This window comes from Phenylobacterium sp. (genome assembly GCF_031425575.1).
GTDB lineage: Bacteria > Pseudomonadota > Alphaproteobacteria > Caulobacterales > Caulobacteraceae > Phenylobacterium.
Genome location: NZ_JANPJP010000010.1, coordinates 1 through 14220, shown reverse-complemented (window position 1 = coordinate 14220; position 14220 = coordinate 1). Strand labels below are relative to the sequence as shown.

Annotated in this window: 17 protein-coding genes; all 17 read right to left on the bottom strand. The window is 67.1% G+C overall.

Translation table 11 applies throughout. The features are described 5' to 3' along the window. On the bottom strand, positions 1-707 hold a 707-nt coding region (locus RMO97_RS00575), incomplete at its 3' end, for a trypsin-like peptidase domain-containing protein (RefSeq protein WP_310538625.1). 155 nt (positions 708-862) lie between these two features. Further along, positions 863-2089: an MFS transporter gene (locus tag RMO97_RS00570; protein WP_310538624.1), complete on the bottom strand. Its 1227-nt coding sequence runs from the start codon at positions 2087-2089 to the stop codon at positions 863-865. A 137-nt stretch (positions 2090-2226) separates the two neighbouring features. Next, a complete protein-coding gene (locus RMO97_RS00565; RefSeq protein ID WP_310538623.1) occupies positions 2227-3531 on the bottom strand; it encodes an MFS transporter in 1305 nt (434 codons plus the stop codon). Between the two features lie 157 nt (positions 3532-3688). After that, complete coding sequence (locus RMO97_RS00560; protein WP_310538622.1) at positions 3689-4936, bottom strand: TCR/Tet family MFS transporter; 1248 nt, start codon at positions 4934-4936, stop codon at positions 3689-3691. A 52-nt stretch (positions 4937-4988) separates the two neighbouring features. Further along, positions 4989-5456 (bottom strand): SRPBCC family protein, encoded by a 468-nt coding sequence (locus RMO97_RS00555; RefSeq protein ID WP_310538621.1) that lies wholly within the window; start codon positions 5454-5456, stop codon positions 4989-4991. Beyond that, positions 5453-5785 (bottom strand): metalloregulator ArsR/SmtB family transcription factor, encoded by a 333-nt coding sequence (locus RMO97_RS00550; protein WP_310538620.1) that lies wholly within the window; start codon positions 5783-5785, stop codon positions 5453-5455. The genes RMO97_RS00555 and RMO97_RS00550 overlap by 4 nt, the downstream gene beginning before the upstream one ends. Position 5786: 1 nt before the next feature. After that, entirely contained in the window at positions 5787-6230 is a 444-nt protein-coding gene (locus RMO97_RS00545; protein WP_310538619.1) for a VOC family protein, read from the bottom strand. A 10-nt stretch (positions 6231-6240) separates the two neighbouring features. Beyond that, positions 6241-6687, bottom strand: coding sequence for a VOC family protein (locus tag RMO97_RS00540; RefSeq protein WP_310538618.1), 447 nt, complete (start codon positions 6685-6687; stop codon positions 6241-6243). 1 nt (position 6688) lies between these two features. Then, a complete protein-coding gene (locus RMO97_RS00535) occupies positions 6689-7156 on the bottom strand; it encodes a VOC family protein (protein ID WP_310538617.1) in 468 nt (155 codons plus the stop codon). A gap of 54 nt (positions 7157-7210) precedes the next feature. Continuing rightward, positions 7211-8425, bottom strand: a complete 1215-nt coding sequence (locus RMO97_RS00530; RefSeq protein WP_310538616.1) for an ectonucleotide pyrophosphatase/phosphodiesterase — start codon at positions 8423-8425, stop codon at positions 7211-7213. A gap of 235 nt (positions 8426-8660) precedes the next feature. Then, positions 8661-9077 carry a 50S ribosomal protein L17 gene (rplQ, locus tag RMO97_RS00525; protein ID WP_310538615.1) on the bottom strand — a complete coding sequence of 139 codons (417 nt, stop codon included), beginning with the start codon at positions 9075-9077 and terminating at the stop codon, positions 8661-8663. A gap of 213 nt (positions 9078-9290) precedes the next feature. After that, positions 9291-10307 (bottom strand): DNA-directed RNA polymerase subunit alpha, encoded by a 1017-nt coding sequence (locus RMO97_RS00520; protein WP_310538614.1) that lies wholly within the window; start codon positions 10305-10307, stop codon positions 9291-9293. 79 nt (positions 10308-10386) lie between these two features. After that, complete coding sequence (rpsK, locus tag RMO97_RS00515; RefSeq protein WP_215340947.1) at positions 10387-10776, bottom strand: 30S ribosomal protein S11; 390 nt, start codon at positions 10774-10776, stop codon at positions 10387-10389. Between the two features lie 12 nt (positions 10777-10788). Next, a complete protein-coding gene (gene rpsM / locus RMO97_RS00510) occupies positions 10789-11157 on the bottom strand; it encodes a 30S ribosomal protein S13 (protein WP_215340948.1) in 369 nt (122 codons plus the stop codon). A gap of 463 nt (positions 11158-11620) precedes the next feature. Beyond that, entirely contained in the window at positions 11621-12190 is a 570-nt protein-coding gene (locus tag RMO97_RS00505; protein ID WP_310538613.1) for an adenylate kinase, read from the bottom strand. A 60-nt stretch (positions 12191-12250) separates the two neighbouring features. After that, the gene (gene secY / locus RMO97_RS00500) at positions 12251-13600 is read right to left on the bottom strand and encodes a preprotein translocase subunit SecY (RefSeq protein WP_310538612.1); all 1350 of its coding nucleotides are present in this window, start codon (positions 13598-13600) and stop codon (positions 12251-12253) included. Positions 13601-13709: 109 nt separating this feature from the next. Further along, complete coding sequence (gene rplO, locus RMO97_RS00495) at positions 13710-14198, bottom strand: 50S ribosomal protein L15 (protein WP_310538611.1); 489 nt, start codon at positions 14196-14198, stop codon at positions 13710-13712. Positions 14199-14220 lie beyond the last annotated feature (22 nt).

Genomic DNA, 14220 nt, shown 5'->3' with positions numbered 1-14220 from the left:
AGGATGAAGCTGTTCACCCCGATCAGGTCGCCGTCCATGTCCACCAGGGCGCCACCCGAATTGCCCGGATTGATCGCTGCGTCGGTCTGGATATAGGCGTTGGCGGCGTCGCCATTGGGGTCGGCGGTGCGGTTCAGAGCCGAGATGATACCGTTGGTCACCGTCTGGCCGACTCCAAAGGGGTCGCCGATGGCCAGCACCAGGTCGCCTACCTGGGCCTCGCCGGTGTCGTCGATCGGCAGGACCGGCAGGCGCTCGGACCCGACATCGATCTTCAGCACCGCCAGGTCGGTGCGCGGGTCGGCCAGCAGCAGCTTGGCGGGGAACTCGCGCCGATCGGCCAGGGCCACGGTGATCTCCTGCCCGCCCTGCACCACGTGATTGTTGGTGATGATCACCCCGTCGCTGCGCACGATGACCCCCGAACCCAGGGAGCCCTCGATCCGCTCGCGCGGCGCCCCCATGCCGAACATCTGCCAGAACGGGTCGGACTGCTGACGCACCAGCCGCTTGGACGAGATGTTCACCACCGCCGGCGCGGCGCGCTTAACGACCGGGGCGAAGGACATCTTCATGGTCATGGAGTCGCCGGGCGCCGCGCGGGTCGGCTGGACCAGCTGCGGGATCTGGGCCTTGGACTTGGCCGAGGGGTCGGAACAGGCGGCCAACAGGGCCACGAAGGGGATCAGGACGCGATAGGCTCGCATGGGCTCTCCGAGCGGGGAAACGTCGCCGGACTTTGACGAGGTTTCAGGCGCATTGATGGCGGAGCGCGATAGCCGAAAGTGGCCGCCGGTTTCGGCGAGCATCGCGCTCCAAACAAAAGATAGGAGATGACCGGCTGCCGGTCATCTCCGGCCATCTAGGCTGACTTCGGTTCCGGCGGAACAGGCCTCGCAAAAACCAGGACAAGTATCCAGGCCACCAGGCTCAAGACGCCGCCGATAAGGATGGTCAGGCCAGACCAGGCCTCCCCCCAGGTCAGGGTGGCGGCGAACACCTGGGTCACCGCGATGGGGGCGGCGATACTGGTCAGGCTGGCGATAGACCCCATGGCCCCCTGCAGCCGCCCCTGCTCCTCATCGCCCACCTTGGCGCTCATCAGGGACTGCAGGGCCGGCGTGGCCATGCTGCCCAGCACGATGGGCAGGTTGGCGATCCAGAACCAGACCCCGGTCGGGGCGAGCCCCACGGCGAAGAAGCCCGTGACCTCCAGGGCCAGGCCCAGCAGCACCGTGCGCTTGTCGCCAAGGGCCTTGGCGATCCGCCCGGTCAGGCCCGTCTGCACCGCGATGCTGGCGACCGCCAGGGCGCTGCAGAAGATCCCGAAGTCCAGCGGACTCCAGCCGTAGCGGTGGGCGGTGTAGAGCACCAGCAGGTTGTCCTTGGCCTGGAAGGCCAGCCAGATCAGCAGCAGGGCGATCCCCAGCACCAGCAGGCCCTTTCTCTGGACCAGCAGGTCGACCGCCCCCCAGGGGTTGGCCTTGGCCCAGCGGATGGGCGCGCGCTTCTCCTTGGGCAGGGACTCCGGCAGGACGAAGACGCCGTAGATCCCGCCGACGAAGGCCACGGCGGCGGCGGCCCAGAACGGCGCGCGGATATCGTGCATGGCCAGCAGGCCGCCGATCGCAGGACCCATGATGATCCCGCTCCACAAGGCCGCGGTCATCCAGCCATAGGCCTTGGTGCGCTCCTCCGGCGGCGTCACGTCGGCCACATAGGCCATGGCCGCGGCCTGGGCCCCGCAGGTCAGGCCGCACAAGATGCGCGCGGCCATCAGCCAGCCGACGGTGGGCGCGAGCGCGCCCATCACCAGCTCGGCCCCGACCCCGAACACCGAGATCAGGATCACCGGCCGGCGGCCGAAGCGGTCGCTCAGCATCCCGAGGAACGGCGCTGCCAGGAACTGCGGGATGGCCCATCCCACCTCCAGGAAACCGACCCAGCGGGCGGCGGTGGCCGGGTCGCCGCCCACCAGCTCCTGGGCCAGACGCGGCAGGACGGGGAAGGAGATCGATTGAGCGGAATAGTCCAGGAAGATGGTGATCGCGACGAAGATCAGCGCCGCGCGGCGGGTGCGATGGGGCATGGTTGCCTCGAGGTTCCGGCGCCTGCCGGCATGACGAAGGGCCCGGCGTTAAGCCGGTTGCGAGGACTGCAGCGCCGGAGGCTGGTCAACCTCCGCCCGCGTCCTAGGCCCTGGTCTTCTCGAATGCGATCATGGGGTCAGCCTACCGCTCCCGCGCCGCTTGGCAAGTCCTCGGTCTTGGCCTGGGGCGGGACATCGCGGGCGAAGGCCAGGGCCAGGCTCCAGGCCACCAGGGTCAGGGCCGCGCCGGCCAGTATGGTCAGGCCCGACCAGCCAGGCCCCCTTCCCGCCGCGACAGCGAGCGCGAAGACCTGGGTGAAGGCGATTGGCCCGAACAGGCCGGTCAGGCTGCCGACCCCCATCATCGCCCCCTGCAGCCGCCCCTGCTCGTCGGGATCGACCTTGGCGGTCATCATGGCCTGCAGGGCGGGACCGGCGACATTGGAGAGCGCCATGGGCAGATTGGCGATCCAGAACCAGAAGCCCGTGGGCGACAGCCCCACGGCGGTGAAGCCGATCACCTGCAGCGCAAGCCCCCCGATCAGCACCTTGCGCTCCCCCAGCCACTTCACCGAGCGGCCGGTGAGCTGGCTGGTGACCACGATGTTCACCGCCCCCAGCGCGCTGCAGAAGATCCCCAGCGCCATCGGGTCCCACCGGTAGCGGTGGGCGGTGTAGAGGACGAAGACGCTGTTCATGGCGTGCATGGCGAACCACAGCAGCAGTAGGATGAGCGCCAGCATCGGCAGGCCCGGCCGGGAGAACACCAGGCTGAGCGAGCCCACCGGATTGGCGTTGGCCCAGCGCATCGGCGCCCGGCGTTCCTTCGGCAGGGACTCCGGCAGCACGATCAGGCCATAGACCCCATTTGCCAGGGCGACGGCGGCCGCCGCCCAGAACGGCGCCCGAGGATCCCAGGCGCCCAGGAGGCCGCCCAGGGCTGGGCCGAGGATAACCCCGGTCCAGGCCGCGGCGTTGAGCCAGCCATAACTCTTGGCCCGCTCCTCCTGCGGGGTAATGTCGGCCACATAGGCCATGGCAGCCCCCTGCGCCCCGGCCGTCAGGCCACACAGGATCCGCCCGATCAGCAGCCAGGCCAGGGTCGGGGCGAGCGCCATGATGGCGAGATCGATGGAGAGGCCGAAGATCGAGATCAGGATCACCGGCCGGCGGCCGAACCGGTCGCTCAGCATGCCAATCACCGGGGCGGCGAAGAACTGCGCCACCGACCAGGCGGCCACCAGCACGCCCACCCAGCGGGCGGCCGAGGAGACCTCGCCCCCCACCATCTCCTCCACCAGCCGGGGCAGGACCGGGAACACCATGGTGTGGCTGACCACGTCCAGGCAGATGGTGATGGCGATGAACGGCAGGCCGGCCTTGCGGACGGCTGCGGACGCGGGCGCCCCCGTATGGGGGCTGGGGTCGATTGGCAAAGTCATGAGATATCTCAAAGCGCCGGCCGCCGGGGCGGTCGGGGAAGGACGGTCGCGAGGCGAACAGGCTCCGGCCAGTGCGGCCGGGCGCCGCCTAGCCCCTCATCGTCTCTGTCTGCATCGTCGCCATGATCACCCTAAGGTAGAGGTGTGACAGGTTCCGTCAAGCTGGCGGCTCGTCGCTTGTCGCGCGGGCCACGCGAAGCGCAAGCACGAAGGCCAGCAGCATCAGGAATGACGCCAGATAGATCGCCAATCCCGGTGCGTGCAGAATTTCGGCGCGCTCGATCGACCAGGCGAAGATCAGGCCAAACATGATTGGCCCAATCACCGAGGAGATGCCCTGCAGGCTCTGGTTGGCGCCCTGGAGCTGGCCTTGGTGGGTGGGCCCGATCCGACGGGTCATCAGCCCCTGTAGCCCGGGCTGCATGAAGCTCAGCAGGGCGAACACCGGCGCCGAGGCGATATAGAACCAGCCGGTGGGGGCGAAGCCATACAGGGCGAAGCCCAGGCACCCCCCCGCCGCCCCAAGCAGCAGCGCGCCGCGCTCGCCGATCCTGGCCACCACCGGCCCCACCAGCAGGGTCTGCACGCCCACCCCCAGCAGCCCCGTCGCCATCATGGTCAGGCCGATGATCCCCGGGCTCCAGCCATAGCGGTAGCCGGAATAGAGCACGAAAATCGACGGCAGGACGGTGTGGGCCAGCTGGAACAGGAAGCCGACCCCGGCCAGGCCCAGCAGATCGCCGTGCGCCCGCAGGAAGGCCAGCGACCCCAGCGGATTGGCGCGCTTCCAGTCGAAGCTGGTGGTGCGCTTCTCCACCGGCAGGGATTCCGGCAGCACGAAATAGCCGTAGAGCCAGTTGAGCGCCGTCAGGGCCCCGGCCACCAGGAACGGCAGCCGCAGGTCGAACTCCGCCAGGAATCCTCCCAGGGCCGGCCCCACCAGGAAGCCGAAGGAGAAGGCCGAGCCCATCCAGCCGAAGGCCTTGGCCCGGTCCTGCGGCAGCGTGACGTCGGCCACATAGGCGTTGGCGGTGGAGAAGCTGGCGGCCGTCAGCCCGTTCAGCACCCGGCCGACGAACAGCCAGGCCAGGTTGGGGGCGAAGGCCATGAACATGAAGTCCACAGCCAGGCCAAATAGCGAGATCAGCAGGACCGGACGACGCCCAATCCGGTCGCTCAGCATCCCCAGGATCGGCCCGCAAAACAGCTGCATGATCCCCCAGACGCAGCCAAAGATCACATTCCACAGAGCGGCCTCGGCCGTGTCGCCGCCGGTGAAACTCTTGATCAGGTTGGGCAGCACCGGGATCATGATCCCGAACGACACCGCGTTCATCAGGGCGCAGACGAAGACGAAGCTGAAGGCGGCCTTGCGGCCACCGGCCGTGGGTGTTGCGTCGCTCATATGCGTCTCCACCAGCCCAATCTGAAACAAAACCGGAACGCGTTCAAGCGCGTTAGGTCGCCGCGGTCCGCAGTGAGGCCAGCTGCGCCTGCCAGTATTCCGCCAGCCGCATCAGCAGCGCCTGGTCCGGGAAGCCGTGCCGCGCAGCGCTCTCGCCCGGCACCTGGTCGAAGCCGCGATGCTCGATGCTCACCCGCGTCTCGTCGCCCACCGCCTCGAACCGCACCTCGACCTGGGTCTTGAGCTCCAGCGGGAAGTTCGCCTGCCGCCAGGAGAACTCCAGCCGGTGCGGCGGCTCCCAGGCGGTGATCCGACCGATCTCGAACACCTTGCCACTGGCGAGCGTCTCCGTCAGCCGGCCGCCCTCCCCGGGTTCAAAAGCCAGCACACCTGGCGCCCTGGGTGTCGTCTGAAACAGCGGGTTGGGTTTCCACCACATCCCGATCTCGCCGACAAAGGCCTCGAACGCCCGCTCCGGCGTCGCCTTGACCCGCAGGGCGACAAACACCTTCGACGTCACGGGGCTTTCTCGACATGGGCCTTGAAGGCGATCAGCTGTTCGCTCCACAGCCGCTCGCTCTCCTCCAGCCAGCGCAGCAGATGCACCATGGGTTCTGGCCTCAGGGCATAGATGCGCACCCGCGCATCGAAGGGGGGATGGGACTCTTCCACCAGGCCGCTCTCGCGCAGGGTGCGCAGGTGCCGGCTCATGGCGGGACCGGGCAGGCCGACCTCCCGGGCCAGTTCCCCGGCCTGCCGGGGCCGCTGGCTCAGCAGATCCACCACCTGGCGGCGGTAGGGGTCGGCCAGGGCCGCGAGCGTCCGGTCGAGGGCGGCGGTCGCGGCCAAGTCAGACCCAGCCCGTGATCTTGAGCCCGCTGGCCGCCTCGGCCTCCTCGCGGCTCACAACCTGGACGGTCTGCGACACGTTCCAGATGTGCCCCTCGGGATCGCGGCAGCGATAGGTGCGGTCGCCATAGAACTGGGTCTCGGGCTCCGCATGGATCTCCGCGCCGGCCGCGCGGGCCCGCGCGCAGTGGGCGTCGATGTCGTCGTCGATCTGGATGCTGACCGTCTGGGTGTTCTTGCCGCCGATGGACCTGGGGCTCTTGTGGTCCTCCGTCCATTCCGTGCCGATCATCACCATGCTGTCGCCGAAGCTCAGCTGCGAGTGGGCGACGCCGCCGTCAGCGTCCTCCAGCAGCATGGTCAGCTCGAAGCCGAAGGCCTCCTGCAGCCAGTCGATGGCCGCCCTGGGGTCCTGGTAGAACAGGGCCGAACTCATCCGCGCCATGGTCGTGCTCCTAAAGTGAAGTGGTGATGTCGTGGCCGGTGGCCTTGGCCACCTCGTCGAGGCTCGGCGCCGCCACGGTCTGGCCAAAGGACCAGGGATGGTCCTCGAGATCGAGGCAGGTATAGACCCGGTCGCCATAGGGCTGGGTTTCGGGCTCGCGCTGGATGCGCGCGCCCGCCGCCCGCGCCCGCGCGCAGTGGGCGTCGAGCCCCTCGCCCAGCTGCACATGGACCGATTGCGTGGCGCGGCCGCCGAAAGCGATCGGGGTCGTGGCCTTGTCGCGCGGCGGACCGACCACCATCACCAGCCCGCCTTCGAGGCTGGTCTCGGAATGCATCACCCCGCCCTGCCCGTCGTCCACAACCAGGGTGGTTTCAAAGCCGAAGGCCTTTTCCAGCCAGGCGAGCGCCGCCCGGGGGTCGCGGTACCAGATGACGGGGCTGATGGCGGGACGCATCTCAGCCTCCCACCTGGAAGGTCAGGCCGGTCGCGGCCTCCATCTGCGCGGTCGGGACCTTCTCCAGGTCCTGGCGGAAGCTCCAGACGTGCCCCTCGGGGTCCATGGCCCGGTAGGACCGTGCGCCATAGAACTGGTCGGCGGGCTCCTCGGTGATCCTCGCGCCCGCGGCCCTGGCGGTCTCGCAATGCTGATCCAGCCCACTCTCCAGGATCACCCAGATGAACTGCGTCCCCTGCCCCTCCAGCGAGGCCGGGCTGCGCATGCGCGCCCCGCCCAGCTGAGGCCCGGCCCACTCGCCGGCCACCCCGATGGGACAGTCGTGGAAGCTCATCTCCGCATGGGCGACATTACCCTCTGCGTCGGTCAGCAACAGGCTGACCTCAAAGCCGAAGGCCGTGGCCAGCCAATCAAGGGCCGTCTTGGGATCGCGATAGACGACCGTGGGACTGAAGGCGGCTCGGCGCATGATGGCCTCCCGGAGTTATGTTCTTCTCTCCGGAATATTTCTATATTTTCGCAATTATCTGTCAAGCGCCCGCTGCAGCCGCGAGAGCGCGCCATCGGTCTCCTCCGGCGCCACCCCCAACAGGTGCGCCAGCAGAGGATAGACATCGACATTGTCCGCCGTGCGCAGCTTCACCCCACGCCGGATGCGGGGACCGTGCGCCACAAAAACGGCGGTCATCTCCGGCGCATGGGGATCAAAGCCATGATTGCCGCCGCCGATCGGACGCTTGGCCACCCAGTCGCGGGTCGTGATCTCCCAGCCGGTCTGCGCCAGGCAGAAGATCGGCGGAACCCGGCGATGGTGGCCGTAGTGCAAGCGCGCGGGAAACTTGCCCCTCGCCCAACAGGTCATGTGCTTGTGTCGCTTCAGCAGCGCCTTCTCCACCTCGGCCTCGCGGCCGGGGGCCGGGGTCATGGTCATGAAGGCGCCCATCCCCAGGCGCTCGCCGGCGTCGGGTGCCACGATGTCCTCCAGATAGATGGCGCGCTCGGGCGAAGTGGCCGCCATTCCGTGGTCGGCGGTGATCACCAGGTTGGCCGCCAGACCCCGGGCCGCGAGGCCCGCCACCAGTCGGCCGATCGCGGCGTCAGTGCGAGTGACAGCGGCGTTCAGGAGCGCCGAGTCGGGGCCGTGGTGATGGCCGGCGGTATCGGTCTCGTCGAAATAGAGGGTGACGAAGGCCGGTCGCTCGGCCTGTGGCAAGTCCAGCCAGGCCAGAACCTGATCCACGCGCGCCTCGGGCGGCAGGGACTGGTCGAAGGGGCGCCAATAGCTCGGCCGCACCCCCTGGATGTCGGCCTCCGAGCCGGGCCAGAATAGGGTCGCGGACTTCAGTCCGGCCCGCTCGGCGCTGACCCACAGCGGCGTGCCGTCGTTCCACCAGCGGGGGTCGGTCACCGCGGCCTTGTCGGACATCTTGAAGACCACCCCGGGAATGGCCGGGTCGCGCATGGTGTTGTCGACGATCCCGTGGCGGTCGGGCCGCAGACCGGTGACCAGGCTGTAGTGGTTGGGGAAGGTCTTGGACGGGAAGGACGGCCGCACCGTCCCCCGCGCCCCTTCGGCCGCCAGTCGCGACAGGTTCGGCGTGATCCCCCGATCCAGGTAGTCGGCCCGGAACCCGTCCATGGAGACCAGGATCACCAGGGCCTTTTCGGCGGCCTGGGCGGAGACGACGGGGACGGCCAGCAGGAGGGCTGAAGCGACGAGGGTCAGGAGATGGCGCATGGATCCACCCTATCGCCGACAGATGACAGCCATTCCGCCCTGAACACCGGCGACAGCCCTGATACGCAAAAGCCCCGGACATCGCTGTCCGGGGCTTCTGTAATCTGGAGGGCCGCTAGAGCATTTTCCGATAAGTGTGAAACGGTTATCGGATCGAAAAATGCTGTAACTTTTTGAATTAGAGCCCTTTTCATCCGATCTGATTGAAGCAGTCAGATCGGAAAGGGCTCTAGGCTCAGTCCTCGGTGAAGGAATTTTCCTGCACCGGGCCGGAGTCCTTGCCCTTTTCCGACGGATCGCGGTCGACGAACTCGATCACCGCCAGGGGCGCGTTGTCGCCGTAACGGAAGCCGGCCTTCAGGACGCGGATATAGCCGCCGCTACGGGCCTTGTAGCGCGGGCCGATCACGGCGAAGAGCTTGCCGACCTGTTCGACGTCGCGGACCTTGCTGATGGCCTGACGCCGCGCGTGCAGGTCGCCGCGCTTGGCCAGCGTCACCAGCTTCTCCACCACGGGGCGGAGTTCCTTGGCCTTGGGCAGGGTGGTCACGATCTGCTCGTGCTTGATCAGGCTCGCCGCCATGTTGGCGAACATCGCGGTGCGGTGGGCGGAGGTCCGACCCAGTTTGCGGTGGGCTTTGCCGTGGCGCATCTCATATCTCCTGGACCGTCTGGCCCGCTGGACGCCCCCGATTTCCGGAAGGTCGCCCTTGTCTGATCAAATCCCAGCCTACTCCCGCCTGGGTCAACACGAGGCGCCGGAGCCTTCCACCGCGGTTGCGGTTTCATCAGGCCCGTACCGCCCTAAAGCGGCCTGAAGTCAGCGCGATATGCGGCGGGCCAAGAGCCCGACCGCACGTCTTTCTTACATCTGGTCTTCGAACTTCTTGGCCAGCTCTTCGATGTTTTCCGGCGGCCAGTTGGGCACGTCCATGCCGAGATGCAGGTTCATGCCCGCGAGCACTTCCTTGATCTCGTTCAGCGACTTGCGCCCGAAGTTCGGCGTGCGGAGCATCTCCGCCTCGGTCTTCTGGATCAGGTCGCCGATATAGACGATGTTGTCGTTCTTCAGGCAGTTGGCCGAACGGACCGAAAGCTCCAGCTCGTCGACCTTCTTCAGCAGCGCCGGGTTGAACGGCAGTTCCGGCTTGGCTTCGCCTTCGACCTTCTTCTTCGGCTCTTCGAAGGTGATGAAGATCTGCAGCTGGTCTTGCAGGATGCGGGCGGCATACGCCACCGCGTCCACCGGCGAGATGGCGCCGTTGGTTTCCACTTCCATGATCAGCTTGTCGTAGTCGAGGCTTTGGCCCTGACGGGTCGGCTCGACGCGATAGGCGACGCGCTTGACCGGGGAATACAGGCTGTCCACGGCGATCAGGCCAATGGGGGCGTCTTCCGGACGGTTCTGCTCGGCCGGGACGTAGCCCTTGCCGTTGTGCACGGTGAACTCCATGCGCACCTGGGCGCCATCGTCCAGCGTGCAGAGCACGTGGTCGGGGTTCAGGATCTCGATGTCCGACCCGGCCTCGATCTGGCCGGCGGTCACGACGCCCGGACCGGTGGCGCGCAGGGTCATGCGCTTGGGGCCCTCAGCGTGCATGCGCAGGGCCAGTTGCTTGATGTTCAGCACGATGTCGACCACGTCTTCCCGCACGCCTTCCAGCGAGGAGAATTCATGCACGACGCCGTCAATCTGCACGGCCGTCACAGCGGCACCTTGCAGCGAGGATAGAAGAACGCGGCGCAGGCTGTTGCCCAGGGTCACGCCAAAGCCGCGCTCGAGAGGTTCGGCCACCAGACGCGCCTTGCGGTTCGCGTCGGCGCCGGTCTCGATCAGCGGCTTCTCGGGACGGATGAGCTCGTTCCAGTTTCTTTCGATCACGGATAGGTGTCCCTCGAACGCAGGATCGCCGGACGCGGCTTACGCGGTCCGGCGAAGGGGGATAGCAGTACTTCGGTACTCAGACGCGCCGACGCTTGGGCGGGCGGCAACCGTTGTGCGGAATCGGGGTCACGTCGCGGATGGTCGTGATGGTCATACCCACCGACTGCAACGCGCGAAGCGCCGATTCACGGCCGGAACCCGGACCGGAAACGTTCACTTCAAGGGTCTTCACGCCGTGTTCGGCGGCCTTCTTGCCCGCGTCCTCGGCAGCCATCTGGGCCGCATAGGGGGTGGACTTCCGGGAGCCCTTGAACCCCATCGTGCCGGCGGAAGACCAGGAGATGGTGTTCCCCTGGGCGTCGGTGATGGTGATCATGGTGTTGTTGAACGAGGCGTTCACGTGCGCCACGCCCGAGGTGATGTTCTTGCGTTCGCGACGTTTAACGCGCGCCGGTTCCTTGGCCATCGACTAGCTTTCTTACTTCTTCTTGCCGGCGATCGGCTTGGCCGGGCCCTTGCGGGTCCGAGCGTTCGTGTGGGTGCGCTGGCCGCGGACCGGCAGGCCCTTGCGGTGACGCAGGCCGCGATAGCAGGCCAGGTCCATCAGACGCTTGATGTTGACCGCCGTCTCGCGACGCAGGTCGCCCTCAACCGTATAGTCACGGTCGATGGCTTCACGGATCTGCAGCACCTCGGCGTCCGTCAGCTGGTTGACGCGACGAGCGTCTTCGATGCCAACCTTCTGGACGATCTCGGCGGCTTTCGCCTGGCCGATGCCATGGATGTACTGAAGCGCGATAACGACGCGCTTGTTAGTCGGAATGTTTACGCCGGCGATGCGGGCCACTTGGGGTATTCTCCTGGTCACGCAGAGAAGCGCGAACAACGCCCCGACCCAAGATGGGATACGGCACGTCCCTCGCGCGTTTCGCGGAAGCGGCCCGTTATAGGGACAGTTGCGTTTCCGTCAATGCCGGAAGCGCGGGAAAATGCCCTTCTTTCGGGTGTTGCGCGCCGCCGCACCCCTCCCCTGAGGCCCCAATGGGAGAATGACGCCAGGATCACCCGCTTTTCGCGACGAAAACAAGTCGGCGCGGGCAGGCCGGGGGGCGAAAGCTGTATTTCGAATCGATTTCCCGGCGAAATCAGCAAGAATCGCCTGGCCGTCCCTCAACCGGCGCCCGCCCCGAAGATCTCCGGGTACGGAGGGCCAGAACGCAAAACGCCGCCCGCCATGGCTGGCCAGGCGGCGCTGGATCCTCGGGACAGGCCCGCGAATGCCGATGTTGGGTTGGGGGCGCGCGGACGCCCTAATGTGGGGCGTCGAGGGCCTTGTCGATGGCCTTGGCGACCATCTCGATGGCCCCCATGCCGTCCACTTCCACCAGCTTCTTCTGCTCCTCGTAATAGGGCAGCAGCGGCGCGGTGTTGGCGTTGTAGGCCGCCAGGCGGACCTTAAAGCTTTCGGGATTGTCGTCGGGCCGGCCGGACTCGGCGAAGCGGCCGGCGATCCGTTGCGTCAGGGCCGCGTCATCCACCTTCAGGCGGATCACCAGGTCGATCTTCTTGCCGCGCTTGGCCAGCATCTCGTCCAGGGCCTTCGCCTGGGGGATGGTCCGCGGGAAGCCGTCAAAGATCGCGCCGCCGGCCGCCTCGGTCTCGGGAAGGCGTTCCTCGATCAGGGCGATGACGATCTCGTCGGTCACCAGTTCCCCGCGCTCCATGACGCCGGCCACCTTCTTCCCGAGCTCGGTGCCCGAGGCGATGGCGGCGCGCAGCATGTCGCCGGTGGATAGCTGGACCATATTGCGGCCATCAACCAGGCGCTTGGCCTGGGTGCCCTTACCGGCGGCCGGCGGGCCGAACAGGATCAAATTCATAGCTTAAATGTCCCCTCCCGCCGGCCATCCCCATGGCCGGCGCAATTGACGGCGCGGGCTTTAGCGCCCGCGTCCGCCGCGCAGCTTCGACTTCTTGATCAGGCCTTCATACTGGTGGGCCAGAAGATGCGACTGAATCTGAGTCACGGTGTCCATCGTCACGCTCACCACGATGAGGAGCGAGGTGCCGCCCAGGTAGAAGGGCGCGTTGTAGAAGGCGATCAACGCCTCCGGCAGCAGGCAGACGACGGTGATATAGGCCGCGCCGATCACGGTCAGGCGGGTCAGGACAAAGTCCAGATACTCCGCCGTCCGCTTGCCGGGCCGGATGCCGGGCAGGAAGCCGCCGTACTTGCGCAGGTTCTCCGCGGTGTCCTCCGGATTGAACACGACCGAAGTGTAGAAGAAGCAGAAGAACACGATCAGGGCGCCGTAGAGCACCATGAAGGCTGGCCGTCCGTGCTGGAGCTCGCCCACCACGCCAGGCATCCACTGCAGGTAGGCCGGCAGGTCGGCGCTGGCCAGGAAGCTCATGGCCGTCGCCGGCAGCAACAGCAGGGACGAGGCGAAGATCGGCGGAATCACGCCGGCGGTGTTGATCTTCAGGGGCAGGAACGAGGTGTCGCCGCCGAACATGCGGTTGCCCTGCTGGCGCTTGGGATACTGCACCAACAGCCGGCGCTGCGAGCGTTCCATGAAGACGATGACCAGCACCACGGCGATGGCGAGCGCCGCGATCAGCAAGAGCGCGACGCCTGGCAGGGCGCCGGTCTGGGTCATGGAGAACATCTGGAAGATGCCGCGCGGCAGCACGGCCACAATGCCGGCGAAGATGATCAGCGAGACGCCGTTGCCGACCCCGCGGCTGGTGATCTGCTCGCCCAGCCACATCAGGAAGAGGGTGCCGCCCGTCAGGGTCACGACCGTGGAGACCAGGAAGAAGACGCCGGGGTTGTTCACCAGGCCGGGGCTGTTCTGCAGCCCCACCGCGATCCCGAAGGACTGCAGCAGCGCCAGCAGCACGGTCAGGTAGCGGGTGTACTGGTTCAGGGTCTTGCGGCCCGCCTCCCCGCCTTCCTTGCGCAGCTTTTCCCAGGGCGGATAGACCGTCCCCAGCAGCTGCACGATGATCGAGGCCGAGATGTAGGGGCCGACGTTCAGGGCGAAGATCGCCATCCGCTCCACGGCGCCGCCGGAGAACATGTTGAACATGCCCAGGATGCCCTGGGACTGGCCCTGGAAGGCGTTGGAGAAGGCGTTGATGTCGATGCCCGGGATCGGGATGTAGGTCCCGAGCCGGTAGACCACCATCGCCATGATGGTGAAGCCGATACGCTTGTGGAGCTCCGTCGCCTTGGCGAAGGCGCCGAAGTTCATATTGGCGGCGAGCTGTTCGGCGGCCGAAGCCATAGGGTACCCCGAAGCTTTAAGACCGGTCGTACATAGGGCGTCCGACCGGCGGTGTCATCTGGCGTGGCCGCCCCCTCCCCGGCTTGGGGAGGGACGGACCCAGGCGGACTTAGGCTTCGGCCGATTCGGCGGCGGCCGGAGCCGTCGTCGTGATCTTGCCGCCGGCCTTTTCAACCGCGGCCTTGGCCGCGGCGGACGCCGAGTGGACGGTGATGTCGAGCTTGGAGGTCAGGGCGCCCTTGCCCAGCAGGCGGACACCGTCGAGTTCACGGCGCACGACGCCGGCGGCGATCAGCACGGCGGCGTCGATGGGCTTGCCGGCGTCGAGCTTGCCGGCGGCGATCGCCTGCTCGAGACGCCAGAAGTTCACCTCGGCGAACTTGAGCGCGTTGGGATTGTTGAACCCGCGCTTGGGCATGCGCATGTGGAGCGGCATCTGGCCGCCTTCGAAGCCGGCGATGGCGACGCCGGAGCGCGCCTTCTGGCCCTTGACGCCGCGGCCGCCGGTCTTGCCCTTGCCTGAACCTTCACCGCGGCCAACGCGCATGCGGTTCTTGGTGGAGCCTTCGCGCGGCTTCAGTTCATTGAGTTTGGTCATGTGACGCCTCTCCTTGGAGATC

Coding starts and splice junctions, on each gene's coding strand:
- RMO97_RS00535 (WP_310538617.1), bottom strand. CDS start 7,156: ATGCGCCGAGCCGCCTTCAGTCCCACGGTCGTCTATCGCGATCCCAAG.
- RMO97_RS00540 (WP_310538618.1), bottom strand. CDS start 6,687: ATGCGTCCCGCCATCAGCCCCGTCATCTGGTACCGCGACCCCCGGGCG.
- RMO97_RS00530 (WP_310538616.1), bottom strand. CDS start 8,425: ATGCGCCATCTCCTGACCCTCGTCGCTTCAGCCCTCCTGCTGGCCGTC.
- rplO (WP_310538611.1), bottom strand. CDS start 14,198: ATGACCAAACTCAATGAACTGAAGCCGCGCGAAGGCTCCACCAAGAAC.
- RMO97_RS00570 (WP_310538624.1), bottom strand. CDS start 2,089: ATGCCCCATCGCACCCGCCGCGCGGCGCTGATCTTCGTCGCGATCACC.
- secY (WP_310538612.1), bottom strand. CDS start 13,600: ATGGCTTCGGCCGCCGAACAGCTCGCCGCCAATATGAACTTCGGCGCC.
- rpsK (WP_215340947.1), bottom strand. CDS start 10,776: ATGGCCAAGGAACCGGCGCGCGTTAAACGTCGCGAACGCAAGAACATC.
- RMO97_RS00545 (WP_310538619.1), bottom strand. CDS start 6,230: ATGGCGCGGATGAGTTCGGCCCTGTTCTACCAGGACCCCAGGGCGGCC.
- RMO97_RS00565 (WP_310538623.1), bottom strand. CDS start 3,531: ATGACTTTGCCAATCGACCCCAGCCCCCATACGGGGGCGCCCGCGTCC.
- RMO97_RS00560 (WP_310538622.1), bottom strand. CDS start 4,936: ATGAGCGACGCAACACCCACGGCCGGTGGCCGCAAGGCCGCCTTCAGC.
- rplQ (WP_310538615.1), bottom strand. CDS start 9,077: ATGCGCCACGGCAAAGCCCACCGCAAACTGGGTCGGACCTCCGCCCAC.
- RMO97_RS00505 (WP_310538613.1), bottom strand. CDS start 12,190: ATGAATTTGATCCTGTTCGGCCCGCCGGCCGCCGGTAAGGGCACCCAG.